The organism is Ferdinandcohnia sp. Marseille-Q9671, from assembly GCF_976954385.1.
The window spans coordinates 1,513,788-1,539,904 of sequence record NZ_CDRJTA010000001.1 but is presented as its reverse complement, the minus strand read 5'-3'; the positions used below and the strand labels follow the sequence as shown (position 1 = coordinate 1,539,904).

32 protein-coding genes and 2 pseudogenes are annotated in these 26,117 nt (G+C 37.8%); 23 read left to right on the top strand and 11 right to left on the bottom strand.

What is annotated here, in order from left to right:
- Positions 1-92 precede the first annotated feature (92 nt).
- The 6 genes and pseudogenes from ACWNMY_RS07970 (at position 93) to ACWNMY_RS07945 (ending at position 4,638) form a co-directional block, all read left to right on the top strand.
- Positions 93-767, top strand: coding sequence for a DUF2711 family protein (locus ACWNMY_RS07970; protein WP_449537699.1), 675 nt, complete (start codon positions 93-95; stop codon positions 765-767).
- A 24-nt stretch (positions 768-791) separates the two neighbouring features.
- Positions 792-1,211: a hypothetical protein gene (locus ACWNMY_RS07965; RefSeq protein ID WP_449537698.1), complete on the top strand. Its 420-nt coding sequence runs from the start codon at positions 792-794 to the stop codon at positions 1,209-1,211.
- A 158-nt stretch (positions 1,212-1,369) separates the two neighbouring features.
- On the top strand, positions 1,370-3,160 hold the full coding sequence (locus ACWNMY_RS07960) for a M3 family oligoendopeptidase (protein ID WP_449537697.1): 1,791 nt from the start codon (positions 1,370-1,372) through the stop codon (positions 3,158-3,160).
- Positions 3,161-3,239: 79 nt separating this feature from the next.
- Positions 3,240-3,404 (top strand): annotated as a pseudogene (locus tag ACWNMY_RS07955) (transcriptional regulator); the annotation flags it as partial.
- 147 nt (positions 3,405-3,551) lie between these two features.
- Complete coding sequence (locus tag ACWNMY_RS07950) at positions 3,552-3,929, top strand: VOC family protein (protein WP_449537696.1); 378 nt, start codon at positions 3,552-3,554, stop codon at positions 3,927-3,929.
- Positions 3,930-4,014: 85 nt separating this feature from the next.
- Positions 4,015-4,638, top strand: coding sequence for a glycerol-3-phosphate acyltransferase (locus tag ACWNMY_RS07945; protein WP_449538413.1), 624 nt, complete (start codon positions 4,015-4,017; stop codon positions 4,636-4,638).
- A gap of 266 nt (positions 4,639-4,904) precedes the next feature.
- Here the strand turns inward: ACWNMY_RS07945 and ACWNMY_RS07940 are convergent, their stop codons facing one another.
- Positions 4,905-5,336, bottom strand: coding sequence for an SRPBCC family protein (locus ACWNMY_RS07940; RefSeq protein WP_449537695.1), 432 nt, complete (start codon positions 5,334-5,336; stop codon positions 4,905-4,907).
- A 72-nt stretch (positions 5,337-5,408) separates the two neighbouring features.
- Here ACWNMY_RS07940 and ACWNMY_RS07935 point away from each other — a divergent pair, with 72 nt between their 5' ends.
- The gene (locus tag ACWNMY_RS07935; RefSeq protein WP_449537694.1) at positions 5,409-5,912 is read left to right on the top strand and encodes a DNA-deoxyinosine glycosylase; all 504 of its coding nucleotides are present in this window, start codon (positions 5,409-5,411) and stop codon (positions 5,910-5,912) included.
- Between the two features lie 225 nt (positions 5,913-6,137).
- On the opposite strand, the gene ACWNMY_RS07930 is transcribed toward ACWNMY_RS07935, so the two are convergent.
- Positions 6,138-6,614: a glutathione peroxidase gene (locus tag ACWNMY_RS07930; protein ID WP_449537693.1), complete on the bottom strand. Its 477-nt coding sequence runs from the start codon at positions 6,612-6,614 to the stop codon at positions 6,138-6,140.
- 143 nt (positions 6,615-6,757) lie between these two features.
- On the opposite strand from ACWNMY_RS07930, the gene ACWNMY_RS07925 reads away from it, so the two are divergent.
- The gene (locus ACWNMY_RS07925; protein ID WP_449537692.1) at positions 6,758-7,993 is read left to right on the top strand and encodes an MFS transporter; all 1,236 of its coding nucleotides are present in this window, start codon (positions 6,758-6,760) and stop codon (positions 7,991-7,993) included.
- A 174-nt stretch (positions 7,994-8,167) separates the two neighbouring features.
- On the opposite strand, the gene ACWNMY_RS07920 is transcribed toward ACWNMY_RS07925, so the two are convergent.
- On the bottom strand, positions 8,168-8,461 hold the full coding sequence (locus tag ACWNMY_RS07920; protein WP_449537691.1) for a DUF3221 domain-containing protein: 294 nt from the start codon (positions 8,459-8,461) through the stop codon (positions 8,168-8,170).
- 230 nt (positions 8,462-8,691) lie between these two features.
- Between ACWNMY_RS07920 and ACWNMY_RS07915 the strand changes: the two genes are divergently transcribed.
- Positions 8,692-9,213, top strand: coding sequence for a hypothetical protein (locus ACWNMY_RS07915; protein WP_449537690.1), 522 nt, complete (start codon positions 8,692-8,694; stop codon positions 9,211-9,213).
- A 62-nt stretch (positions 9,214-9,275) separates the two neighbouring features.
- Here the strand turns inward: ACWNMY_RS07915 and ACWNMY_RS07910 are convergent, their stop codons facing one another.
- Positions 9,276-10,031 (bottom strand): DUF4367 domain-containing protein, encoded by a 756-nt coding sequence (locus ACWNMY_RS07910; RefSeq protein WP_449537689.1) that lies wholly within the window; start codon positions 10,029-10,031, stop codon positions 9,276-9,278.
- A complete protein-coding gene (locus ACWNMY_RS07905) occupies positions 10,028-10,597 on the bottom strand; it encodes an RNA polymerase sigma factor (RefSeq protein WP_449537688.1) in 570 nt (189 codons plus the stop codon). Before ACWNMY_RS07905 ends, ACWNMY_RS07910 begins: the two co-directional genes overlap by 4 nt.
- 412 nt (positions 10,598-11,009) lie before the next feature.
- Between ACWNMY_RS07905 and ACWNMY_RS07900 the strand changes: the two genes are divergently transcribed.
- Positions 11,010-11,570: an AAA family ATPase gene (locus tag ACWNMY_RS07900; RefSeq protein ID WP_449537687.1), complete on the top strand. Its 561-nt coding sequence runs from the start codon at positions 11,010-11,012 to the stop codon at positions 11,568-11,570.
- 38 nt (positions 11,571-11,608) lie between these two features.
- Here ACWNMY_RS07900 and ACWNMY_RS07895 read toward each other — a convergent pair whose 3' ends face one another.
- A complete protein-coding gene (locus ACWNMY_RS07895; RefSeq protein ID WP_449537686.1) occupies positions 11,609-12,208 on the bottom strand; it encodes a lysophospholipid acyltransferase family protein in 600 nt (199 codons plus the stop codon).
- Between the two features lie 162 nt (positions 12,209-12,370).
- Between ACWNMY_RS07895 and ACWNMY_RS07890 the strand changes: the two genes are divergently transcribed.
- From ACWNMY_RS07890 to ACWNMY_RS07880, 3 genes and pseudogenes are all read left to right on the top strand, one after another.
- The gene (locus ACWNMY_RS07890) at positions 12,371-12,874 is read left to right on the top strand and encodes a topology modulation protein (RefSeq protein WP_449537685.1); all 504 of its coding nucleotides are present in this window, start codon (positions 12,371-12,373) and stop codon (positions 12,872-12,874) included.
- A gap of 140 nt (positions 12,875-13,014) precedes the next feature.
- Positions 13,015-13,472 (top strand): annotated as a pseudogene (locus ACWNMY_RS07885) (ASCH domain-containing protein).
- 153 nt (positions 13,473-13,625) lie between these two features.
- Complete coding sequence (locus tag ACWNMY_RS07880; protein ID WP_449537684.1) at positions 13,626-15,473, top strand: LTA synthase family protein; 1,848 nt, start codon at positions 13,626-13,628, stop codon at positions 15,471-15,473.
- A 45-nt stretch (positions 15,474-15,518) separates the two neighbouring features.
- Here the strand turns inward: ACWNMY_RS07880 and ACWNMY_RS07875 are convergent, their stop codons facing one another.
- Complete coding sequence (locus tag ACWNMY_RS07875) at positions 15,519-15,743, bottom strand: hypothetical protein (RefSeq protein ID WP_449537683.1); 225 nt, start codon at positions 15,741-15,743, stop codon at positions 15,519-15,521.
- A gap of 158 nt (positions 15,744-15,901) precedes the next feature.
- On the opposite strand from ACWNMY_RS07875, the gene ACWNMY_RS07870 reads away from it, so the two are divergent.
- From ACWNMY_RS07870 to ACWNMY_RS07860, 3 genes are read left to right on the top strand one after another with little or no spacing between them, the layout of a single operon-like run.
- Positions 15,902-16,369 carry a hypothetical protein gene (locus ACWNMY_RS07870; RefSeq protein WP_449537682.1) on the top strand — a complete coding sequence of 156 codons (468 nt, stop codon included), beginning with the start codon at positions 15,902-15,904 and terminating at the stop codon, positions 16,367-16,369.
- A 14-nt stretch (positions 16,370-16,383) separates the two neighbouring features.
- A complete protein-coding gene (locus ACWNMY_RS07865) occupies positions 16,384-16,800 on the top strand; it encodes an N-acetyltransferase family protein (RefSeq protein WP_449537681.1) in 417 nt (138 codons plus the stop codon).
- A gap of 12 nt (positions 16,801-16,812) precedes the next feature.
- Complete coding sequence (locus ACWNMY_RS07860) at positions 16,813-17,292, top strand: SRPBCC family protein (RefSeq protein ID WP_449537680.1); 480 nt, start codon at positions 16,813-16,815, stop codon at positions 17,290-17,292.
- Positions 17,293-17,348: 56 nt separating this feature from the next.
- On the opposite strand, the gene ACWNMY_RS07855 is transcribed toward ACWNMY_RS07860, so the two are convergent.
- From ACWNMY_RS07855 to ACWNMY_RS07845, 3 genes are read right to left on the bottom strand one after another with little or no spacing between them, the layout of a single operon-like run.
- Complete coding sequence (locus ACWNMY_RS07855; RefSeq protein ID WP_449537679.1) at positions 17,349-17,681, bottom strand: hypothetical protein; 333 nt, start codon at positions 17,679-17,681, stop codon at positions 17,349-17,351.
- Positions 17,674-18,201 carry a hypothetical protein gene (locus tag ACWNMY_RS07850; RefSeq protein ID WP_449537678.1) on the bottom strand — a complete coding sequence of 176 codons (528 nt, stop codon included), beginning with the start codon at positions 18,199-18,201 and terminating at the stop codon, positions 17,674-17,676. Before ACWNMY_RS07850 ends, ACWNMY_RS07855 begins: the two co-directional genes overlap by 8 nt.
- On the bottom strand, positions 18,201-18,413 hold the full coding sequence (locus ACWNMY_RS07845; RefSeq protein WP_449537677.1) for a helix-turn-helix transcriptional regulator: 213 nt from the start codon (positions 18,411-18,413) through the stop codon (positions 18,201-18,203). The genes ACWNMY_RS07850 and ACWNMY_RS07845 overlap by 1 nt, the downstream gene beginning before the upstream one ends.
- A gap of 210 nt (positions 18,414-18,623) precedes the next feature.
- Between ACWNMY_RS07845 and ACWNMY_RS07840 the strand changes: the two genes are divergently transcribed.
- The 7 genes from ACWNMY_RS07840 (at position 18,624) to ACWNMY_RS07810 (ending at position 24,266) form a co-directional block, all read left to right on the top strand.
- Positions 18,624-20,108 carry a spore germination protein gene (locus ACWNMY_RS07840; RefSeq protein WP_449537676.1) on the top strand — a complete coding sequence of 495 codons (1,485 nt, stop codon included), beginning with the start codon at positions 18,624-18,626 and terminating at the stop codon, positions 20,106-20,108.
- A gap of 21 nt (positions 20,109-20,129) precedes the next feature.
- Positions 20,130-21,224, top strand: a complete 1,095-nt coding sequence (locus ACWNMY_RS07835; RefSeq protein WP_449537675.1) for a GerAB/ArcD/ProY family transporter — start codon at positions 20,130-20,132, stop codon at positions 21,222-21,224.
- Positions 21,221-22,294 carry a Ger(x)C family spore germination protein gene (locus ACWNMY_RS07830; RefSeq protein ID WP_449537674.1) on the top strand — a complete coding sequence of 358 codons (1,074 nt, stop codon included), beginning with the start codon at positions 21,221-21,223 and terminating at the stop codon, positions 22,292-22,294. Before ACWNMY_RS07835 ends, ACWNMY_RS07830 begins: the two co-directional genes overlap by 4 nt.
- A 407-nt stretch (positions 22,295-22,701) precedes the next feature.
- The gene (locus ACWNMY_RS07825) at positions 22,702-22,839 is read left to right on the top strand and encodes a FeoB-associated Cys-rich membrane protein (RefSeq protein ID WP_449537673.1); all 138 of its coding nucleotides are present in this window, start codon (positions 22,702-22,704) and stop codon (positions 22,837-22,839) included.
- An 11-nt stretch (positions 22,840-22,850) separates the two neighbouring features.
- Positions 22,851-23,258, top strand: a complete 408-nt coding sequence (locus tag ACWNMY_RS07820) for a VOC family protein (protein ID WP_449537672.1) — start codon at positions 22,851-22,853, stop codon at positions 23,256-23,258.
- A gap of 4 nt (positions 23,259-23,262) precedes the next feature.
- Entirely contained in the window at positions 23,263-23,793 is a 531-nt protein-coding gene (locus ACWNMY_RS07815) for a cysteine hydrolase family protein (RefSeq protein ID WP_449537671.1), read from the top strand.
- The gene (locus ACWNMY_RS07810; protein ID WP_449537670.1) at positions 23,790-24,266 is read left to right on the top strand and encodes a tetratricopeptide repeat protein; all 477 of its coding nucleotides are present in this window, start codon (positions 23,790-23,792) and stop codon (positions 24,264-24,266) included. Before ACWNMY_RS07815 ends, ACWNMY_RS07810 begins: the two co-directional genes overlap by 4 nt.
- Before the next feature lie 55 nt (positions 24,267-24,321).
- Here the strand turns inward: ACWNMY_RS07810 and ACWNMY_RS07805 are convergent, their stop codons facing one another.
- Positions 24,322-25,992, bottom strand: coding sequence for a ribonuclease J (locus ACWNMY_RS07805; RefSeq protein WP_449537669.1), 1,671 nt, complete (start codon positions 25,990-25,992; stop codon positions 24,322-24,324).
- Between the last annotated feature and the right edge of the window lie 125 nt (positions 25,993-26,117).

The following is a 26,117-nucleotide window of genomic DNA, read 5'->3' as shown; positions in this document are numbered from 1 at the left end:
GTAAGGCCACTTTCAAAGTCAATGCAGGAAAAATAATCTATCTGTCTAATAGTATGTTAAAAAGAAAATCTTTGAAAAATGAGGGGATTTTGATGCTAACGTATATATGGATAAACGATCGTTCACCCATTTTAGACCAATTACCGGATCCCTTCCAATCGGCAGCTATTTTATTCCATCCATTTATCCAAATGCCGTCCGGGTGGGTAAAAAAAAGAGAAGTTACTAATCAATCTATTTTTCCTACGGATGAAGAAGTCCTTCAATTTGGTAAGCCAATTGGTTGGCAACAAGTTATGCAAGATAGGAAACTTACATTAGAAGAACTGGCTTTTGCGTTACAAGCGCATATTGGTGCATTAAACAGAGACCTTGCTAGGGAGGATCTAGCTAAGAAACTAAATTCAGATGGTTATAAGGATTTGTTTTATCCAGGTGAAGATATTACCTCAGTATTTTTGCTATATCAGTTAATGAAGATTTTGGGATCAAAGGGGGCAGATCGATTAGTCTACCATGACTATATACTGGATAAACGAGATTGCTTGGAGATGAATGGCTTAACTCCATTAGAGATGAATCAGTTAGCCTATAAAGAAGTAATTATAGCGGATGAAAATAGGGATTTTGCCTTTATGAATGTATATGACGCACATTTCACATTACTGCTAGCAAAAGATAATAACATCCTACATATTGTTGAAACTATGAAACTGGAAGCGAAAATTTGTGATAAAGAAACATTGATAAATTGGTATAGCAGGTAAATTCTAATCTGTAGGAGGAAACATGTGAAGAAGTATTTGTATGTTTCATTAATCGTAATCACCATTGTTACGTTGGTTGCCTTCTATGTATATCGTGAGCAGAATTTGAGTGAGCTATTTGAAATGGATAATGTAGAGAAGGTCTATATTTTGACTGAGTTTAAAGACCAAGATGAATTTGAACTTATAAATGTAGATCAAGAGACATTAAATAACCTAGCTGACTTTTTTAAACAATATCAGGTAAGACTCACAAATAAAGACGGCTGGGTCTCCGATAATGATAAACTATTTCACTTATACCTCGGATACACTGATAGAAGAACAGAAGTCTATACCATTGACCCAAATGTCGTTGCCTCAAACCGAGTCTACAAGATTGTAAATGCTCCATTGGACTATAATCGGATTAAAGAACTTGAACGAGAGATACATGCGAAGTAATGGGACACGGGGACAGGTACCGTGTCCCACTTTTTTCGGAATATGAGTGATTTATCATAGGAATGCTGTGAGTTTAAATCGGTCATATCCTTTCCAAATAAAGTATGATAGGATAGGAAAGTATGTTCGTATTAAAGGTAGGAGAAACGGAGGTACTTATGGAGAAAACAAAATATCGTCAAAAATGGGATTTAGATGAATTTTTCCAAGGTGGTAGTGAATCTCCTCAATTTAAGAAACTTATGGCAAGCCTAGAAAATGAGGTTAATAGGCTTAAAACTACTTCTGAGAACTTTCATATCATTGAGGACATAAATGACTCGGATAGAGTGGCAGAAATAATGGAACAAATATCCGACATCCAATTGAAAATCTCTCAAGCTACTTCTTTTCTTACCTGTCTTCTTGCACAAAACCCGAAGGATCAACATGCAAATATTCTCCGAGGAAAAATTAACTCTATTAGTGCACGTTTCGACTCTAGTTTGAAAAAAGTACAAAAGATGTTTGCTCATACAAATCAAAAAGTATGGGACGCGATTATAGAAACTGATCTGTTAACTCACTATACGTTCATACTGAATGAATGGCGTGAAAAAGCGAGAAATCTTCTTACAGATAAAGAAGAAAATCTTCTATCGGACTTAATGGTTGATGGGTATCATGGGTGGGGACAATTTTACAATTCTCTGATGAGTCGTATTGATGTTCCTGTGAAAATTAGCGGAACAATTGAATGTTTATCAGTTGCCCAAGCAATCAATCTACGTTCACACCCGGACAAAGACGTACGTAAAGAGTCTCATACAGCATTAGAAAACATTTGGGTAGAGAAAGAAGAGTTGTTTGGAAAAATAATGAATCATCTTGTCGGCTTTCGATTACAGGTATATAAAAGTCATAATGAAAATGTTCTAGATGCAACACTTAAGGATAATCGTATAAAAGAGGAAACCCTATCGTCTATGTGGCAAGCAGTCTCTAACTATAAACATCCATTTTCTAAATACCTTAACCAAAAAGCGGAAATTTTTGGCGATGAAAAAATGAAATCGTATAACTTTTGGGCACCAATTACAGAAAATCCTCAACGTATCCATTACGACGATGCTGTGGATTTTATATTGGAGCATTTTTGTAGATTCGGGCCTGAATTAGAACGTTTTTCACGAAAAGCGTTTCAAAAAGGGTGGATTGAAGCAGAGGACCGTCCTAATAAATCAGCTATCTCATTTTGTGTGAGCTTTCCTCTTTCGGATGAATCAAGGATTTTCACAACATATGGTGGGAGATTTACAAATGTACTAACTCTTGCTCACGAATTAGGTCATGCATTCCATAATCATGCGATGAAACCTGTTAACGCATTACATAAGAAATATCCAATGATTATTGCTGAAACGGCCTCAACTTTATCTGAACAAATTATACTCGATGCTGCATTGGAAAAAGCAGAAACTCCTGTAGAGCGTCTTTTTTTATTAGATGAAAAATTAAAACGTAGTGTCATGAACTTCATGAATATTCATTCGCGGTTCTTGTTTGAATCACATTTTTATAAGGAACGTCGAGAAGGAATTGTTCCAACTTCCCGGATAAATGAGTTGATGCATGAAGCGATTGAACAGGGATATGAAGGTGCTATGGATCATGTATCTGTTCATTCATGGGCTTGGACACCACACTTCTATTTGACAAACACACCGTTCTATAACTTCCCGTACACATTTGGATATTTATTTTCTCTATGTATCTATGCAAAGGCAAAGGAAATTGGAAGAGGTTTTGAGGAAAGGTATGTAGCCTTGCTACGTGATTCAGGAAGTATGTCCACGGAAGAACTGGTGATGAAACACCTAGGAGAGGACATTACAACAGTAGAGTTTTGGGAAAAGGGCATTCAATTGTGTGTAAGAGATGCTGATGAGTTTATTGACTTAACCTCTTAATATAATCTTATTAGCATATGTAGAATGTAACTAATAATGGGGGGAGTTATATGATACGGTTACAACCTATAGATACTTAGAAGGACCACTGGCTCCAATGGGCTGTGTAAGCATTACATCCTATGAAAGTTGTCCATTAGAAGTGGGATGCATGCTAAAGCCACTTTGGGCTCTTATTAGAGATAAAATTGCGGACCTACTAGATCACACAACCCTTCATGATTTATTAGAGGGTAACTTATAAACTACCGTTTTGATAAACTCGACTGCATGAAACCGATTGTGTAGCATGAGGTGCAGTATATAAGTTAAGCGAAAATCTATCAGAGGATTTTTTAATAGTATATCGAATTGTAAATATAATACAAACTTTCACAAGGAGATAGATACTATGGCTAAACCACTTCTTAAAGGGATGGAAGGAGTTTTTATTCCGGTTAAGAACCCTCAATTATCAGCGAAATGGTATGAGGAAATACTAGGTTTTTCAGTTGTTTATATCGAAGAAGAGGCTGCTGTCATGAAAATTGGAGAACAATCTCAGACAGTCGTTTGTCTTGTTAGAGTAGTAGATCATCAACCAATGAAGTTTCCAGAAAATAAGTTCGGGGTAGGCAAATATTATAATTTTATACCTACGGATATCGAGGAAACTCATAAACTATTACTCGAAAAGAATGTAAAAGTAAATCCAATTGGTGGAGAAGGAACAACAAAGTTTTTTACTTTCTATGACCCAGACGGTAATCCTTTAGGTGTTTGCCAATAGAATCTTTCGTAGTTAGGGTTTCGAGGTCCTTGTCTTTTAGAGACATCTTTTAAACTGGGATTTTAATGGAAATGGAGTTGGGACTATTTTATTTATCATTTGCATGATTATCGGATATTTATGTGGTTGCATCCATGGCTCAAGCATCGTTGGTAACCTGAAGAAGGTTAATATTAAGGAAAGTGGAGTTAAAAATGCGGGTGCTTCTAACACAGCGATTGTTTTGGGGTGGAAGTACGGTATTATGGTTGCTTTAATTGACATCGGAAAAGGGGTCCTACCTGTTTTATCATTAAAAAGCTTGGAAGGTACCCTTTATTTAGAAGGAAACACCTTTTATTTCCTCATATTTTTAACCGGGGCATTTGTTATTATCGGACATATCTTTCCTGTGAATATGAAATTTAATGGAGGAAAAGGGACAGCCTCAATGATTGGAGTTGCTTTTGCAATTGATTGGCGGGTCGCATTAATTAGTTTTGCACTACTACTTATTTTCACATTTATCAGCGACTATCTAGTGATCGGTGTCCTCGCAATGTATCTAACCTGGGGAATTCTAACTTATACATATGGGTACCCCTTATACCCTACACTTGTTACATTTGTCTTAACTATACTTTGTATCTATAAACATATGGAAAATTGGAAGAGAATAAAAGAAAAAACGGAAACCAGGATCTCAAGTATGCTCAAAGTTAATACGTGACTTGGTTCAAGTCTGCTCAGTATTGGCGCTGAGTGAAGGAAAGAAGGTAGGATTATGGAATTCGTGATAATACTTTGCGTTATAGCAATAGCAATTAGCTGTATTTCTATCGACGGGAAATTAAGAAAAACGAGCCAACAAAACGAACAAATCATCGAACTATTGAAACAAATCAAAGAAAACTAAAGTAAAGATTTCAAGATGAACTATTCTTATTTGAGGCGATGTAAAAAAGCACCGAATGTGGTGCTTTTTGTAATCGTCTTTTACCCTTTTTCACAGTAATCCTTCAATCCACTAAGAATATAGTCCCCAGTCTGTTTTGATGAACTTTTAAAAAACTTTTCTACTAGATTCGCAAAAGCTTTGTGATACTTTGTTTCAAATTCCTGTTCAACTAGCGTATGACCACCTTGTGCATGAAGGCGGTACGTAAAGTTCATGAAATAGGTTTGAGACTCGAGCTCAAATGCAAAGACTGTGGGTGAATGCACCTCTTTATTTTTTCCTAGCAACGTGACCTTTTCTTTACCTTCCTCAGCCATGAGTTGAAAAGTAGCGCCGGACTTAGTATCGTCGCTCGGGTTTGTATAACGAATGGAAGTGACATTCATAAACCATTTCTCACGATGTTCTGCTTTAGAGATAGAGTCAAATACAACTGTGATGGGTGCTTCGATTATAATTGATTGTTTCATGTGTTTACCTCGTTCTGATTTGTTATGATTACCATAGCAGATTACCGAAACATTCGTAAAGGAGTGATTTTTATGGGGAAGATTATTGGACTAGATCCAGTGGTTGGGGAAGATCCAAGAGTTCTCATCCTCGGTTCAATGCCAAGTGAGCAGTCACTTCGTAAACAGCAGTACTACGGAAACAACCGGAATCACTTTTGGAAAATCATGTTCCTTCTGTTTGATCACTATGAAATTGAAGAATACGAGGATAAAATTCCTTTTATAAAAGATAAAAAGATTGCCCTTTGGGACGTGTTATATAGCTGCATTCGTGAAGGAAGCCTTGATGTGAACATCAAGGAGGAAGAGCCAAACGAGATTGAAGCATTTGTGAAAAAGTATCCTACTCTTCGCCTAATTGCATGTAATGGGACTAAGGCATATAAAAGCTATCAAAAATACATCGGGCTTGATCGGTTTCCAGGTATCGAGGTAGTGAAGCTTCCTTCCACAAGTCCCGTGCCGGGTAAATATAACAAAACCCTTGAAGGTAAACTGGAGGATTGGAACGTGATAAAGGAGTATGTAAGATAGTTGACCCTCAATGAAGGTGAAACCCAAGGCTGTTGACAAAGACCGCAAACTGAGTTGCGCTCATGAAGGCAACTTCTATTCGCATCTTCGATTGGGTGCGCGCTTGTCTGATAAGCGTCTTAAGACAGTCTATTTAGAACTCCTGTTAAAAATCGTATAGACAAAGTCAGTACTGACTTTGTCGACACTCTGAATTGCAACCTCAACAAGGGTGCAACCGACTATTTATAGTAACTTTTTAATATCTTCTTCAATTTTTGCAGGCTCGGTTTGTGGAGCATAGCGTTCCACAACTTGGCCGTTGCGGTCGATTAAGAACTTTGTAAAGTTCCATTTTATCGCTTTTGACAGCAGGCCTTTTTGCTGTGCCTTTAAAAACTCAAAAAGTGGATCAGCGTTTTCACCATTCACATCGATTTTTGCGAACATAGGGAAAGTTACCCCGTAATTTAATTCACAAAATTCAGTAGTCTCATCAATATTTTCAAATTCCTGATTTCCAAATTGAGACGTTGGGAATCCAAGTACAACCAAACCTTCTTCTTTGTACTTTTCATTAAGCTCCTGTAAACCTTTAAACTGGGGCGTAAACCCACATTTACTTGCTGTATTTACAATTAATAATGGCTTACCTTCAAATTCCTTTAGAGACTTTAGTTCACCATTTGGTAACTTCGCTTCGAAATCATACACGCTCTTCATGCTATCCACTCCTTATGTACAACGTACTTTCATCTTAAAGTAACGAATGTGTCATTATCAAGTTTTGAGCATTGCTATCTGTAAAGTTATTTTTGGTGTACTATTCAGTAGGTAGAGAATTTTTTGAAAAAGGGGTCAATCTAATGGTTACGCTTATGGAAAAGTGGAAATTTCCTGCATTACTCTTAACAGGAACGGGACTGTCTATGTTAGGGGACTTTATCTATATTGTTGCAATTAATCTACTTGTTTTAGAAATGACAGGATCGGCAGCAGCGGTTGCTGGTTTATGGGTGGTTGGACCAATCACCTCCATCTTAGTCAACGGCTGGTCGGGAAGTATCATTGATAGAGTGAATAAACGTAGAATTATGATTATCACTGATATCATTCGGGCCGTGTCTGTTGCCATCATCCCACTTCTTTCAAGTGTTTGGATGATCTATGTTGTGTTATTTGTGATTAGTATTGCGAAATCCTTTTTTCTGCCAACATCAACAACGTATACAACAGCACTTATTCCAAAGGAGCAACGTAAAACCTTTAACTCCATTAATAGTTTGCTATCCTCGGGGGCATTTATAACAGGTCCAGCTATAGCGGGTGTGTTGTTCATGATTGGCAGTTTAGAAATGGCGATTTATTGTAACGCTATCTCATTTATCATTTCTGCCGCATTGATTGCTTTCTTACCAAACCTTGACGGTGATCAACAGAAAGAAACAACTAAGCTACAATTGAAAAATTTAATGGAGGACTGGCAAGCGGTAATCCGTTTCGGAAAGAAAGAGGTTTTTGTAATTACCCTTTATTCTTCCTTTTTAGTGATGGATATTTTTACTTTGGCGATGGACTCGCAGGAGGTAGTATTTGCCCAAAGGGTCATTGGTTTGTCTGAGGTGGAGTACAGCATGCTGATGAGTATAACGGGAATTGGCTATGCTGTAGGCGGGGTAGTTGTAGTTTTTATTTCAAGATTCCTCTCAATTCGTGTCATGATTGGACTGGGACTCCTAATGCTTGCAATTGGTTATTTAGTCTACTCATTGTCATCCAGCTTTGCGGTAGCTGCTACTGGATTTATTATTTTAGGATTCTTCTTTTCCTTTTCAAAAACCGGATTCACCACGTTTTATCAAAACAATGTGCCACTGGAAATCATGGGGCGTGTTACGAGTATTGTGAGCGTATTGCAGAGTGCGGTGTCAGTTGTGTTCCTATTATTTATTGGTATTATGGGAGATCTCTTACCATTGCGCTACACGATTATGACACTAGCAGGTAGTAGTATTTTTCTTGCTATATTGGTGATAATCCTCTTATTTCAACAGAAGAGTCATACGTACTTTGAGGAGTCGAGTGTAGCAGGAACAAAGTAGATGTTATCATGCGGAATTTTTTTAGTGACAGTATTTTCGAGAACAGTGACAGTAAATTAAAAATAGTGACAGTATTTACGGAACAGTGACAGTATTTCATTAACTAGTGACAGTAATCAAGTAATCCTATAAAAAATAGAGCTGTGACCTCTTAGTCGCAGCTCCCATCTACCTTCATTCCTCAATAATCTCAATGGAATCGGCCGTTGCTTGTGCCGGAGCCGATTCGGCAATTCCTCCTGTGATAACAACCTTCACCTTTTGACCAAACTCAAGCTTAGAAGCAGTGGACTTATCAATTGATTCAATCGAAAGAAAAATGCTAGATAAATAGTACTCATCCAGAATGTCTTGTTCCGTTTTATCTTCAAATTCCTCTTTGGTGATTTTTTCATTAAATAAAACCCTGTCTCCAACTTCAAGTATATAACCTGTTAGAATTGTTTCAGAAGTATCAGGGTCACCCATATTCTGATCACTTGTACCACAGCCACATAGATAAAGAAACAAAAAACTAAAAAGGATAACAGTTTATTTCATTATGCTCACCTCACTTTATTGCCCATCAATTCTTCTTCAAAATGAACTAAGTATTTATTCAAACTTATCATAATTCAGCGTAATTATTCCGATTATAAGGAACAATTTTAGAAGTTTATACGCCTTACATAGTAAAGAACAAAAAGGAGTATTGAACTATGAAAAAAGTATTGTATGTGTTAACCGTTACCTTTATTTTTGCCATTGTCTATCTAGGAAGCTTAGAGACGGTCTTTGCAGAGAAAGGTGATAAATTGATCATTCCAGAGCTTGAACCTAACAAGCCAGAATTACCCCCTATAACTGAATCAGTGGTACCTATTGACGAAACACCAGGTGGAATCACCATTCAAGCAACTGACTTTATTAAATCAGCACAGGTCTCGATTTATGATAATGGAAGTTACCTAAAAATCTCCGGACATACTGATAGTTATACTGTTGTTGATAAAATGACTACAAAGGTGTACTTACAGGTTTGGGATACGTCAAGATCTAGATGGATTGATTATAGTAGTGGGAAGGAATTCGTGAAATATAGTACCAATTCCTTGTATAACTTCGTAGATTATATTGCTCCAAAGGGGTATTATTATCGTACCCGAGGAGTACATAAAGTGACAGAGGGCAGTAAAACGGAAACGATTAATAGTTATTCAAGCTCTATCTATTACTTTTGATATAGAAGTACAAAAAACCAACGCCATTAGAACCTAAGTGGTCTACTGGAGTTGGTTTTTCATTATTTCATAGACTTTGCTAAGGATAACAACTCTTCTTCAGAAAGACTACCGCTTATGATTATTTTCGTTTTTAAATAATTAAATGATAACCTAGTTGTATCATCCTTAAAGGTTAAGAGGGTAGCTTTTTCTCCGTTTACATTAACAGTTTGTACGTTTGTATCTTCATTATCTACTGTTAAAGCATTTCCCATGTCCCCGACTGTATTAATTTGTTGGATCGTGAGCTGGTTATTGTAGTTTAACATAATATCATTACTCGTTTCGTTCTCTCCATAAACAACTGTAACATGTAATAGTTCATATCCATCTGGTAACTCAGAAGGTGTTACTATGTGAAAGTCAGCGATCTCTTGTGCTTCAGATAAACTCATTATTTCCTCTTTTGTTAATGTACCAATTTCCTGCAACGTATCAGGCGGAGGAAGTGTTGGACTATTTGCTTCACCTTGACTAATTGAATCCTCTATTTGAGTAATTGTACCGTTATCCTTCTGAAAATACTTAGTGATCCAGCCAAAAGCATCTCCTTGACTATTTTCGAAAACCAATGTGCCAAGTATGAATGTGACAAATAACGAAGCGGCAAGAAGACTTGGTTTACTCATTTTCTTTTTCTTTTGACTACTTGCAAAACCTTGTTGTATTTTTAACCATGTATCCTCTTTTGATGAAGGTGGGAGTGGGGCATTTTCATATTCTGATTTAATTGAATCCTTAAGGGTATCTTGTTCTAGTGACTCAAGGTTTTTCATAATACTTCACCATCCATCTGCTGGGTAAAATTCTTACTACCTACTATATTTCTCAGCTCCTTTTTAGCCCGAAATATTCTAGATTTTACAGTACCCTCTTTGAGATTAAGTAGCTCAGATATTTCCTTATCTTTTAACTCATGTATGTATTTTAATAGCAAAATCTCTCTATGCTCTACATTCATTTCAGAGAGAACCACTTCTACTTCTTCTACCATAAGTTTTATTTCAACTTCAAGTTCAACGGATTTGGAATGATTATTTTTATCAATTTCTAAATAGACGTCTTCAGTAGGGATTCCGTTCCATACTTTTTGTTTGCGAATGAGGTCAATGGCTGTCCTGGTTGCAATCGTAGATAACCAAGCACCCATCTTAGACTTATCTCGTAAACTTTCTATATCTCTAAATGCTTTTATAAAAGTGTCTTGAACAACATCTTCAGCTAAATACTTATCCCTTGTAACAAAATAAGCATCACGGTAGACACGGTCATAAAATAAATCGTATATAAGTCGGTATTCATCCTCTGAATGTTTCTTCTTGCCGAAAAGTTTTTTTAACATGCCTACAAACCTTCCTAATATATATATTCGAAATACACTTGTAAAATATGGGTATATTTTACTCTTATATTAACATATTCTTACTTTTAAAGTTTGGGCAAATGAACTTTTCTAAAAGTTTCAGATGATAATCATTCAGATTCAGAGAGGAATTGTTTGTTTCTGATAGTAGAGTCTGTAAATATATGCTAAAATATTGAAAACATTTTAACTTTTTCAGTAGAAGTCCCCTACTTTTATAAGTGGGGGATGAATGTCAAAAGGTATACAATTCAGTCGGGTTTCAACTCGTCTGAAATTAAGGAACTCAGACTAAGAACACCACTTCCTGTGGCAACGTCTGAGTGACCCACTTCGTGTGGGCCTAAATCTGGGCGAAATACGCCAAGGCGCATTTGATGGGAGGTGTCATATGAAACTAGTACTCTTATTTGGGCCACAAGCAGTTGGCAAAATGACAGTAGGCCAAGAATTGACGAAACTAACCGATTTAAAACTATTTCATAACCATATGACAATTGATTTAGTCAGTCATTTTTTTGATTATGGAACAGACGAGGGAAAAAGATTGGTGAAATTATTTCGCCAGGAGATATTTGAAGAAGTATCTAAAAGTGACTTGTATGGAATGATTTTCACGTTTGTTTGGATGTTTAATCTAAAATCAGACTGGGACTATGTTGCAGAACTAGCTGAGCTTTTTGAGAGTAGGGGGGCAACTGTATACTACGTGGAACTTGAGGCTGATTTGGACGAAAGACTTGAGCGAAATAAAACGCCGAATCGCCTTGAACATAAGCCAAAGAAAAGAGATATAGAATGGTCTGAAAATGACATAAAACAAACAATGGAGAAACATAGGTTAAATTCAGTTGAAGGTGAAATACCATTCCAAAACTATCTCAAAATTAACAATACAAATTTAAGTGCAGAAGAAGTGGCAATTATGATAAAAGATAGATTTCAATTATAAGAGTAGTAACAAACGCCTGGAGATCCAAGCGTTTGTTGCTATTTTTTATTAGTAAGTTCCTTCTCAAGTTTACTAAATCGTCTTTCGAGTTCCTGTGTGAAAAACTCACGAGCTTGCTTGGCGTCCATATCAGGTGAAGAGATAAACATCGGCTCACCAAAGATCAACTTTGCCTTTTTTCGTGTTAGCAACTCTTTAACAGTGTTTGGTCCAACATACACAGCGGGAACAACTGGAACCTTGCTCCGTTGTGCAATCGTGATTGCCCCTTGTTTTAGAGCAGTTTGTTCATTCGTACGTGTTCCACTCGGGAAAATGCCAACGATCTCGCCTTTTGCAAGTAGCCTTGATGGAATTTTTAAAACGCTCGGCCCAGGATTGTCACGGTCAACTGGGAATGCATTCAGCTTTGTTAAAAAGCCACCAATCAACTTGTTCGCGAATAATTCCTTTTTTGCCATGTAATGAATTTGTCTTGGCAGCAACGAAACGCCAAGCCATAGGATATCAATATAACCAGTATGTGTGCATGCTACAACATACGCACCTTCTTGAGGCAGCTGTGCTTTGTTATAAACCTTAATGCCGCCTGACGTTGTAAGTATGCTCTTAACAATCGATGCAATAAAATGATACACGCTGATGTTCTCCTTTATATAAGACTTTAAAGCTAGTAATGGTTGGTTAAAAAAGACTCATGGCAGGGTGCCAATTGAATTTTAAAAACATCTTCTAGGTATAATTTCACTAAAATTATAGCATGAGACCATGATATTCATGATACAAAAGTGAGGTTTTTTATGAGAAAAATTATGGTGATAGGAATTTCGTCTGGAGTTGGCAAGTCTACCTTTGCTAAGAATCTAGGAAAAAAGCTTGGAATTAATGTATACCATTTAGACAGTTATTTTTGGAAACCAGGCTGGGTAGAGGCAACATTGGAAGAGTTTACAGAATCGCAGGAGGAAATTGTAGCAAACGATAGCTGGATTATTGATGGGAACTATAGTAACACATTTGAGCTTCGCGCCAAGCGTGCTGACACGATTATTTATTTGGAGCTGCCAAGGTATATGTGCCTCTTCCGAGTACTGAAACGCTATTTCAAACACATTGGTAAAAAGCGACCGGATCTCGGATGTACGGAAAAAATAGATTGGGAGTTCATCACATTCATCTGGACGACCTACAAACCTAGAATCCGTAAGATGCAAGAACGATTAGAACGATTATCAAAGGATAAAACTGTAATAAAGCTAAAGGGAAAAAAACAGATACAGGCCTTCTTAAATAATGGTGCTTGATAAACAATAAAATGATTACTAGCATATAAGTCTTTGGTATAATCAGTGATAATACATAGTACTAAATTACCTCAAAAACGACGCAGTGACCTTTCATGATTCGCTGCGTTTCTTTTATTGTATGAAATGGGGGTTGAATGATGAATATGGCAGCACACCAATATTGGAATCAATATTGGAAAGGGAAAGAAATGCCCAAGACTGTAACTGCATGGCAGTTTGGTGCAGACCTGATTCTCTTGCTAAATTGGTGATTGATGGGAGTAAGACGGCAACCTGCTCAGGGTATGATTTTTATGAACTTGAAAATGAGCCGCTTCCAAAGGTTGGCGATTATAGCATCATATTAAACAGCAAGGATGAGCCAGTGGCAATCATTAAAACGGTTGAGGTTACCATTCAACCAATGAATGAAGTTCCAGAGGAGTTTGCTATTGCTGAAGGTGAGGGAGATCGAACGTATCAGTATTGGAAGGATGTTCATATTCGCTTCTTTACAGAGGAATTACGGAAGATTGGGCGTGACTATACAGAGGATATGCTACTTGTTTGCGAGCGATTTTCATTAGTCGATGTAAACCAGAATGTCCATGTCTGAGATGTGGAAAATGACGCAGAAAAAACAATTGCAAGAAAAAGGTTATTTTTCCCATTTAGTATGGTAAAATTCAAACAAATACAATAGACTCCTATATTGAGAGAGTTATATTTCAACAATTGAGAGATCATAAAGGTGAGATGGTGTAATACGATGCTACAACGATTACGAAACACAACAGGCGTAGGTCTAGCTGTAGGTATAGCTGGTATTCTTTGGATCAAAACGGTTTTAGTTTGCTTTTTGGGATTTCATCTTAGTATTCAATCATTTTTTGATATTGTCCTGATGCTAACAAGTTCGATAGGTTCTTTGTTAGTGGTTGCGGGGATTAGCTTTTATTTTAGCGAAAAAGTAAAACGTACCGTATTGTTTATTCTATTATTTGTTGGGACCGGTGTCCTATATGGGGACCTGCTTTACTATCGCTTTTATATTGACTTTGTCACCATACCAATTCTGTTTCAGTTTGATAATGTGGGAGGCTTGAGTGCTAGCACGATTGAATTGATGAGTCCGTGGGACCTATTTCTGTTTATTGACCTATTTCTCGTAGGCTGGTTTCTTTTCAAAACAAGGAAAACCCCTCTACCCGTTCAAAAACAAACGAAGAAGAAATATATTGTTGTAAGTTCTTCACTTGTTATCATGACGATATGTTTAGGTTTGGTGCAGTCTGTTCATCTTTTTTCAGAATCGTATAATCGTGAGCAAATGGTCAAATCCTTGGGTCCGCTAAATTATCACGTATACGATATTGCGTTAGGGATCAAAGCACCCCTCCAACGATTCATTGTTACCGAGGCAGATACGGTTGCAGCACAAGAATACTTACAGCGTGATGATACCGAACGGACGGATTTATTCGGAATTGCAAAGGGCAAAAATATTATCTTTATCAGTTTAGAATCTACACAAGACTTTGTGATAGATCTAGTGGTAAACGGAGAAGAAGTGACTCCTTTTCTAAATGACTTAAGTAAGGAAAGTTTCTATTTTAATCAAGTGTACGACCAAACAGCCCAGGGGAAAACATCTGATGCGGAAATTATGATTGATACGAGTCTCTATCCCTTAGCAAGTGGGTCTGTTTTTGTGAGAAGGCCTGAAAATACGTACGATTCTTTACCGCACATCTTAAAAGAGAATAATGATTACTATGCTGCAGCCTTTCACGGAAATGTGAGCACGTTTTGGAACCGGGATGTCATGTACAAAGCATTAGGTTATGATAAATACTTTTCAAAAGAGTACTACACAGTAACAGAAGAAAACTCGATTAACTATGGGTTAAAAGATATTCCCTTTTTCGAGCAATCCATTCAATATTTAGAAACCCTACCTGAACCGTATTATGCAAAATTCCTTACTTTGACCAATCATTTTCCGTTCTTGTTGGAGGAGGAAGATATGTTCATTGAACCAGCAAATACAGAGGAAGATGTGGTCAATCGTTATGTGACAACGGTTCGTTATTTAGACAAGGCGATTGAAACATTTTTTGCTGACCTAAAGGAAAAAGGAATGTACGAGGATACTGTGTTTGTTTTAGCAGGTGACCATTATGGTATATCTGAAGAATATGAAGACAGTTTACATGAGCTATTAGGTGAAGAGGTTCATATAGGAAATCAAATAAAGCATAAACAAGTTCCTGTCATTATCCATGTTCCAGGTCAAGACGGAGAAACAATTACGACTCAAGGCGGGGAAATCGATATCCGCCCAACACTACTCCATCTTCTAGGAATGAATGCAGAAGATAGTTATTCATTTGGTCATAACCTTTTCACAAGGGAGAGTGACCACCCCGTTATTTTCAGGGATGGCAGCTTTATTTCAGAGGATTATATCTATAAGGATACTAGTTGTTACTCTAAAGAAAATGGAGAAGTAGTAGAGGCTCAGCATTGCGAACCTTATTTAGAAGTAGTCAGAGAAGAGTTGACACTATCAGATTCTATTATATTCGGGGATTTATTAAGGTTCTTAGTAGACTAAAAAAAGTGGTGTGATTCTCCATTTTGAAGAATTACACCACTTTTCTTAAAGAACTTTCCGTTCATCCTTTGGAGCCTCAAGCTTCATCAGTTCGAGCTCCGCACGCATTTTTTCGGTTTCGAGTAAATAGTTTTCATGTTTTAATCTTTCAAGCTCTAATTCTTCTTGAATTAATTTTTGTTTGTATTTGGATTGTTTTTGAAAATGATCCGTAATGATTGCAACAAGCGGAATTGAAAACACCATTACCACCGCAACAAGACCCGTCATAAAAAAACCTCCTTATGAAAGTAAGTCACTAATTCCAAATATTCCTACTTTTCATTATACCAATTATACGGAATGATAACCGTTTTGGTTTCAAAATGCGTAACCTTTTTTCGAAAGATTCGTCAGTTAAGTAAAAGCACTTTAATTGGGGGAAAAAAATGAAGAAATGGATGATCGGTCTAGTAACAGTAATTTTGTTGTCACTCATCGGCTGTAGTACTAGTGGTAAGCTGTCGGGGAGTAAACCGCCGGAGACAGTAATTAAGGTTGGGGGCGAGACGTACGCAACGATATTAGGATCCTATTGCTGGAGCAGTACATTCCAATCCCTCTGTGCAGATACGGCTGGACCTGTAGAATTGCTAGAAGGTAAGAAACCGATTGAGGTTACGCCAGGGGAAGAAATCACGTTTGTAATGGATTATGAACCACAGCCAAATGAGATACATGTGTCGTATTTTGAAGAGGATGTAGAAACAGAAGTTGAAGTAAAGAACCATCGTTTTACAGCACCTGAGGAAAAAGGGGTGTATTACTATGCGTATAGTGTGTGGTGGCTGGATGAAAAAGAGGAAAATGTCTCAAAGGGCGATGCGTTTTACGCGTTTGCTCTAGAAGTTAAGTGATAGGAGAGGGACGGATGAAAAGATTGGGGATAGTAGTTGTACTTGGAATCTCTATCCTGTTAGGGATGAATTACGTCTCAAACCATTTTGAGGACGGTAAATTACTAAGTAGCGAGAATACTGGCCCAGCAGAGCTTCGTGTCTCACAAAGTATGATAGAAAGAGTCGATACTACCATCTATATCCTCCAAGAATACCAAGGTCAAGGAATAGGAAGAAGGCTTGTGACACCTGTTGTGGAGCAGCTTTTAGACAAGAATATTCATACAATGCTAGTATTAGTATTGGAAGAGAACAAGTCCTGTCTATTTTATGAAGCACTCGGAGCACGCAAAATGGATAGGCTTGACGTTGAAATCGGAGGGGTAAATCTTAAGGAAGTTGTCTATGGATGGGAAGATAGTAGCTCCATCTTCACAACAAGTACATAAGAGGTACAACGTATGCTTGCAGCTATTGAAAAAAAAGAAACAGGTTATGCAGCTACATTTGAGCGTCATTTTACGAACTCAGTTGAGGATGTTTGGGCGATGCTGACGGATAATGAAAAACTACAGAAGTGGTTTTCAGAACTAAAAGTAGAAGACCCTCGCAAGGGTGGCCGAATTCTTTTTGATATGGGAGACGGAACCTCTGAGGAAATGACCATTACGGATTTTACTGACCAGTCTGTTTTAGAATATACGTGGGGAGACGACCTTGTCCGCTTTGAACTCAGCTCCGAACAGGAAGGTTGTCAGCTAGTTTTACTTGAGAAAATAACTGATTTAACACCACACACTCCAAAAGATTTAGCAGGCTGGCATGTATGTCTAGATGTTATTTGTGCTTTGTTAGCGGGTGAAGAGGTAACAGAACGACGTCAACAATGGGAAAGATGGTACATAACATATACCCAAGAAATTGATAGACTAACAAAATAATGTATTGAAATAAACAGAGCAATTCTCATAGAATTTGCTCTGCCTTCTTGTCGTTTTTAGCGTGTAACCTTCCGAAACAGCTTGTAAGTATATCCCTCATAGTGAAAGTGTTTTTTACCAGAGGAGCGCCCTACAAAACGTGATACATCTTGCTGGGAAAGATCTAAATTACGTTGGACCGTAACAAGCTCTGCTTTCTTGTCATTCATTAACAGATAATAAGCCCCACCTGTTTGTAGCTGTTTTACAGCTGTACCGGCTGATAGAATACCCTCCAATAAAAAATTGACTATTTGTCCGCCAGTATCATGTTTTTTCTTTCGAATAAGCTCATAAATAACAGTGTCCTGTGGTGCATATTGAATAACTTTTTCATCGTATTTATTCATCCTTATCCTCCAATTCCTGTAGCTTACGGTTGTAACATTTGATCGTTAGTTCCTCCCACACAAATGAAATAGCATAGAATACGAACACCGAGATCACAAACTCAATAAACAACGCTGTTACGATATTCATTGTTTCGCTCAATTGTGGGAACAGAAAGAGATGGTCCCACTCTCTTTCTATAAAGAAGGTTGTGATAATCGTTAATAGTAAAACCGTAACAGCAAACCCAAACGACTCCCAAAAATAATATCGTTTCCTCACCTTTTTAGATTGAGAATCTGAGTCTGTAGGAAGTAGTTCGCCTGATACCATCTTAGGTATAGTTAAACTCTCATCTTTACGTGCAAACCAAGCGATTGATGCTGGTATCATCACGATAAAAATTAGTTCAACCGTACTATTTGAAATGTTCTTAGTACTTACATATTTCCAGATTGCCGAAACAAAAAGTAAAACATACAAGAGTGCTAAGGTTATAGCGATACCTCTAGAAATTAGGTTCTGACTTCTTTCATCCATTATGATTCCTCCCCCTCATAGTCAAAGATTTCTTCAATTGGAACATTAAAGACTTTCGCTATATCCCACGCTAATTTTAGTGAAGGATTGTAATTTCCACGTTCCATATGACCAATCGTTTCTCGTCGTACCCCGACCAATTCTGCCAACGTTTGCTGATTCATATTGTGTTTTGCCCGAAACTCCTTAATTTTGGTTTTTAACAAAAGCATCACCTCTAGTTTTAATGTTATATATTTCTAACATGTTGTTATAAATATATAACATTAAATTATGAAAGTAAATATCTATTTTCCTTTTTATATGAGAAACAACAAAATAAACCAGTTATAGGATCAGATAGCTCAAACTATCAAATGAAGTATAAAAATTTCCATTTTAGGCAAGATATAACATCTGAAATCAATAGGGCGGGATTTCCATTGTTTAAGCAAAAAAAGAAACAGGAAAAGGAATATACCACAATTTCTGAATTGCTTGTTGACCTGAAAAAATCAAAGGATTTTGTGGAATATTACAATCCGCAATCACCGCAGGGGTTCTACATCTACTATTTTAGTTCCATCGTGGATTCAGAGATTCTACATCGAGATATTCTGAAAAATGTAAATGAACTCCCGGTAGTAACACTAGACGATGTGAAAAAGGCAGTTCCGATTGAGAGTATTACCATTACTAATGACGTTAATAAAGTGAAATCAAAGATCTTGCGAGGGGCTGTATTGGTCCTACTATCAGAGAGTGATACGCAATGTGCACTGATTAATTGTGTGAAGAAGGAAGGGCGGCAGGTCTCGCCTCCAGAGATTGAGTTCAGTGTTGTTGGACCGAAAGAGTCATTTGTAGAGAATATCAACAAGAATATTAATCTTATCCGCAATCGTCTGCCAGATACAATGCTAACGATTGAAGAAATCAAGGTAGGAGAGGAAACGAAAACAAAAGTTGCAATCTTGTACAAAGAAGGTATAGCCAACGAAGAAAATGTGAATACAATCCGGCAGCGAATTGAGGATATACAAATCGATCATGTTGTTGATAGCTCATATATTCCACAGTTATTATCTGATAATTCAAAGTCTCCATTTCCGCAGTCACTGGATACAGAAAGGCCTGATCGTGTTACTTCCGTATTAGTGGAAGGAAGTATTGTTGTTTTGGTTGATGGTTCGCCGCATTCGATTATTTTGCCGGCGACCTTTTTGGAATTTTTCTCTTCGTTTGAGGATTATTATTTAAATTGGCTGCTTTCTTCAGGGTTTCGGTTAATCCGACTTATTAGTGTGTTGTTTTCCATTATGGCTACTCCAGTTTATGTAGCAACGCTCACCTATCACTATGTGTTGATTCCAAGGGAGCTTTTGATAACTCTAGTAGCATCAAGACAAGGGGTGCCGTTGCCACCAATTTTAGAGGCATTATTTCTCGAGGTAGCGATCGAGCTATTACGAGAAGCTGGAGCAAGACTTCCAACTAAAATCGGACAAACCATCGGTATCGTGGGTGGTATCGTGTTGGGAACAGCATCAGTTGAGGCTGGACTGGCCAGTAATGTGCTGTTAATTATTGTTGCTCTTGCGGCACTTGGTTCGTTTACAACACCTGTTTATCAAATGGGCAACACGATCCGATTCCTGCGATTTCCGTTTTTACTTGCCGCATTCATGTTTGGGTTACCAGGTATAGCACTATGTTTTTGTTTTGTAATGATACATTTAGTCAATTTGACTTCGATTGGAAGACCTTATTTGGAACCGATTTATCCGCCAAGAACGAGGGATTTTAAGGATTCATTTATCCGTTTACCATTTTCTTTTCAATCCAAAAGACCAGTCGCTCTTCAAACAGAGAGCACAGTTCGATTTAGCACAAAAAAGGCGAAACAGAAGAAAGACATTGATGATTAAGTGTAAGGGAAGAGTTGGTGAATGATGGACACAAATGTTAAGGATCAGGCGCGGATTTCTCATTTTCTGGTCTTTTATCTTATTCATGGGATACAGGTTGGGGTAGGGATTTTGGGCTTTCAACGCCATATCGCACAGCATGCGGGGTATGATGCGTGGATGGCAGTCATCCTTACGGGTATCATGATACATATCGTGATTTGGCTCATGTATAAAATGTTACATGCATCAAATGGTGACCTCCATACGATTCATCAAGAATTAGTTGGAAAGTGGATTGGAAATGTATTGAATGCTTGTTTTATCATCTATTTTACACTTCAAGCCTTCACTATTCTCCGCTCGTTCCTTATGGTTATTCAGGTATGGATGTTTTCAGATTTGAAGGTTTGGCAGTTTTCTTTGATTTACCTTCTTTTAGTTTATTATGGTGTTTCAAAAGGATTCCGAAGTGTTACCGGTATATGCTTTTTTGGGATTGTCATTCCTGCGTATTTATCCCTGACTTTTATCATACCCTTCTTTTTTGGCGAACCCCGGCATCTACTACCTATTTTCACTCATTCTGTTCATGATATATGGCTGGCAACAAAGAATATGACGTACTCCTTTTTGGGAGTCTCAACACTATTGATTTACTATCCATTCCTGAAGAATCCTCGAAAGTCTGAGAAATGGGCTTATTTTGGCAATGTAACAACAATACTTCTTTATCTCTTAATCACATTTAGCACCTTTGTGTATTATAGTGAAGCAAAATTATCTCACACGATCTGGGCCACACTTACAATGTGGAAAATAGTTAGTTTTCCAATCATTGAAAGATTTGAATATATAGGGATTACAACCTGGATTTTAGTCATCTTGCCAAATCTATGTTTGTTTATCTGGGCTGCATCTCGGGTTGGTAAGCAAATTTTAAAGATTAGGCAAAAAAACATTCTACTTGTCATTTTAGTACTCATCTATGTTCCAACATGCTTAATAAATGATATCGAAACAATCTATATAATAACAGACATGTTGGGGCGGATTGGTTTTTATATCTTGTACGTTTATATCCCTGTACTTGCTGTTAGTTATTTGATTTATAAAAAGGTGAGGAAAACATCATGAGAAAGCTTTTGTTAGTAGCACTGTTTTTAATAGCGACATTAACTGGATGTGTGGGGCAGGTAATCGTAGAAGATGTTAATTTGATAACCGGTCTTGGATATGACTTGGAGGAAGATCAAATTAAAGTTACCCACTTATTTCCTATTTTTAAACCTGATCGGCAGTCAGAAAATGATGTGTATGAAGTTCAAGGGAAACTAGAAGAAGACCTGATAAAGCTAGTAAATAATCAATCACGTAAGCCAGTTGTTTTTGGTACGTTAGAAGTGGTTGTTCTTCAAGATAAGTTAGCAGAAAGAGGTATACTTCATCTGATTGACCAGGTTCGTAGACATCCTGTTATTGGCTCACGTGTTTATTTAGCAGTTGCAGCTGAGAGTGCGAATGAACTATTAAAAGTGAAAGAAGCGCCAGTGGAAGCTGGTGGCGTAATTTCTGACTTGATTGAACACAATATAAAAATAGGTATGCTTCCAAAAACAAATTTACATATTTTTCGTTCCGTCAATATGGAGGAAGGAATGGATCCTATTCTTCCTTTACTAGAAAAGAAGGGAGGTAGAATAAGTATAAAGGGCATTGCTCTCTTTGATGGGGATAAGTATATGGGGGCAATCGAAGATTTAGGGGATGCATTTGTGTTTAAACTTCTCATGGGTAATTCAGAACTAAGGGACTCCCTTACTTTGCATTTAGAAAATACGGATAAATTTATTCGGATTGAGAGACCAAATTCTGAGAGGTCTTTTCGTGTAACGGATGCTTTGAGTGCTCCAAAGATTAACATTGAAATAAAAATGGATACCTACGTCACGGAATTTTCGGGTGATACCATTACAAAGCAACTAAAAAAGAATATTGAAAATGAGGTCGCAGAAGATATTGAGGACAGAGCTGCAAAACTGATTAAACAATTTCAAGAACAACATATTGACCCAATAGGTATAGGTTTCGAGGTAAAAAGTAGAACACGAGGCTGGGATTTGAAAAAGTGGAATGACCTGTATGAAAATGCAGATATACAAGTTCGGGCTGACGTAAACGTAATGCATTATGGAGTGTTTGAATAGATTGTTTGCCTGGCTTTAGAGTCAGGCCTTTTTTGTGTTGGCATGCATACTATTCGGAAGCAGTTCCTTGTGTAGACCAAGTGAAACATTTATAAAGTTCGTGAAACTTTAGTAAAATGGAAGGAGAATGGAAACCCAAAATCGAAATATATGTACTGAGGCTAGGAATCAAACATGGTGGCGAGGTGTATACAATGAAAGCTGTGATACTTACAATAGTAGCGTCTTATGTATTTATCTTTTGGCTAGCTCCTATGGTTTACAACTTCATATTCCCATGGGGTGGCGTAGCGGAAACACACCTACACCCCATCTATTTCGGCATTATTTTTTTAAGTGGATTAATAATGGGGTGCACTCTCTATTTAGGAAGTAAAATAGCTGCACTAAAAAAAGGAGAGTAGCCAATGACCATTGTATTCTTAGCAATAGTAGTCGGAGTCGTAAGTTTTTCAGTGATAAAGTTGGTACGAAAGAAGAGATTGCCGAGTAATACATACACTCCATTTGACGATATGACAATGGGGAAACGTGATGAAAAGTGAGGGATTATAATATGACAAACAAACTCCTGCGGGTTGGCACGACATATCTTCCAGTTTCAAATGTAAAACGTTCAGCATCATGGTATGAAGAAAATCTAGGTGCCATTCTAACTTATATCGACGACGATAAAGCCATTCTTAATTTTGCTGACCAAAGCTTTTTCCTCGTCCAGGCAAAGGAAGGACAAACATCAAATTTTATTGATGCAAAGGGGAATGAACGTTTTTCACTAACCTTTGAGGTTGATGGATTACAAGCTTTAGAGATGCTGCATAAAGATTTTTCGGAACGCAAGATAGAAGTCGGTGATATTGAGGACCGTGGACATGCAGGAAGAAACTTCGTGTTCTCCGATCCTGATGGAAATAAATTCGATGTGTGGAGTGAGCTGAGTCCACAATTTAAAAAGAGAGGATAGTATAATGCAAGCATTATTGGTTATTGATGTACAAAATGGAATTGTAAACTTTAAGGACTTTGACCTGGAAATTGCAAAAATCCAACATATTATCAAGGACTTTAAAGCAAAAGAACTTCCCGTGATTATGGTGAAACACATAGACAATCAAGAAGAAAGTCCTCTCTATAGAGGCTCAGAGGGTTCTGAAATTCATGAATCGGTTAGGGATTTTGCGGATTACGTGGTGGAAAAAGAAACACAGAGTGCCTTTTTTCAAACAGAGCTTGCGAGTGTTTTAGAGAAACTAGGAGTTAAGCAAATCTTTATTACAGGTTTTGAGACAGAGTTTTGCTGCATGTTTACAGCAATTGCAGGATATGACAGAGGTTATAAGGTAACCTTTATCGAAGACGGTACTGGAACTGTGAATAATGGTGAGACATACGAGATGGAGGGTCTTGATATCCGGGACTTTGTCGGAACTGTTCTTCATTGGTCAGAACAGATCGAGGTACTAGATTTTGAGGAATATAAGGAGACTTATCAAAAGTGATAGAAAAAGTTATTCAGTATCGTAAAGAAGGACGTCTCAAAGAGTCGAATGAATTAATTCTGAGATTGGTAAAAGAATCTCCCGATGATGCTCACCTCCTTTATCAATGTGCTTGGAGCTTTGATGTGCTGGGTTTGGAAACAGAGGCCGTACCTTACTATGAAAAGTCGATTGAGCTAGGCTTACCTGATGAAGAGTTAGAAGGTGCACTACTAGGATTAGGCAGTACATACCGAACCCTTGGAGACTATGAAAAATCCGAACAAACATTGCAAAAAGGCGTGAAGCTTTTTCCAGAAAATCATGCGATGAAATCATTTTACGCAATGGTGCTATATAATCTGGGACGCCATCAAGAAGCAATGGAAATTCTTTTGAAAAGCATTGCTAACACATCAAACGATACGTCCATTCAAAACTACAAGAGGGCAATCGAATTTTATTCTGATAAACTTGATGAAGTGTGGAAATGAGAAAACCCTCCGAATGGAGGGTTCTAGCGTTTTAATCATGATCCTGTTCCTGTTCCTACACTTCAATAATAAAAGGCAATATCATTGGCTTTCGCTTTGTTTGTGAAAATAAATATTGACCAACAGACTTTTTAATTTCCTGTTTCATGGCATTCCATTGATGTCTGTTTTCGCTTTGGAGATCCAGAATGACCTTTTTTACACGACGGTTTGTTTCTCTAAGTAGCTCTTCAGAATCCCGATTGAACACGAACCCACGGGTAATCGTATCCGGGCCAGACAGAATTTTACGATCACGTCTACTCAATGTGACAACAATGACTACCATGCCATCCTCTGATAGCTGTTTGCGGTCTCGTAAAATGATGTCACCCACATCACCAACACCAATTCCATCCACATATGTATCACCAGCTGGTATTTTCCGGGTTTGAATTGCCTCAGAATGATTCACATCTACGACATCACCATTTTGAATAATGAATACATTTTCTGAGTCAACTCCAACTGATTCAGCTAGCAATTTGTGCTGATAAAGCATGCGGTATTCCCCGTGAATCGGGATAAAATAGGTCGGTCTCATTAATGTTAGCATAAGCTTCAGATCCTCCTGATACCCATGACCGGAAACATGCATGCCAGTGGCGCTTCCCCCATATAATACAACTGCACCAAGCTGGAACAGATTATCAATAATTCGGGACACATTTTTTTCATTACCAGGAATCGGCCCTGCTGCTAGAATCACGGTATCCTCAGGTAAGACTTGAACATCCCGGTAGCTTGCGTTGGAGAGCCGTGCGAGTGCCGCCATTGGTTCCCCTTGGCTACCTGTACATAAAATACATACCTTTTCGGGCGCTAAACTATTCGCTTGTTGCGCATCAATCAGCATACCATCCGGAATAGTTAAATACCCACGCTGAACAGCGACATCCACCACATTCACCATACTTCTTCCCAGTAACGCGAGCTTTCGATTAGTCTTCATCGCTGCTTCGACAACCTGCTGAATCCGACTAATATTCGAAGCAAACGTTGAAACAAACACTTTCCTAGTAGCTTTCATAAAAGCTTCCTCTATCTTGTTTCCAACTTTATGCTCTGAAGGTGTGGAGCCGGAGCGTTCGGCGTTTGTACTTTCAGATAATAATACAAGTACGCCTTCTTTCCCGATTTCGGCCATGCGATGAATATCAGAATGCTGGTCATTCACAGGCGTCAAATCAAACTTGAAGTCCCCGGTATGGACAACCCTTCCTTCAGGCGTATCAAACACAATCCCCAAACAATCCGGAATACTATGATTCACACTGAAGAACGAAATGATGACCTTTCCGAACTCAAGCTTAGATTCGGAATCGATCGGAATTAATTTGGTATCCGCAAGAAGTCTGTGCTCTGTTAGTTTTAGTTCGATTAACCCGAGTGTAAAATGAGTCGCATAAATAGGGACATTAAGCTTCTTTAAAAAGTAAGGAATCCCGCCAATATGGTCCTCATGTCCATGTGTAACGAGTAGCCCGCGAATTTTTTCCTGATTTTCCTCGAGATAGGTGAGGTCTGGTATGATCAAATCAATTCCAAGCAGACTCTCGTCTGGAAACTTCCCTCCACAGTCAATCACGAAGATGTCATCCTCATATTGAACGACATACATGTTCTTCCCAATTTCATTGATACCGCCCAACGCAAAAATCGATAACGCATTTTCAATCGTACTCAACTTCGTAGCCTCCTACATTCAAATCGTGCCATTAGTTTAACCTGGATTAGGAGGATTTATTTATGGATTGTTCCAGGATATGTTAAATTTGAGGCGAGGAATTGTTAAGTCTAAAATCGGTATGG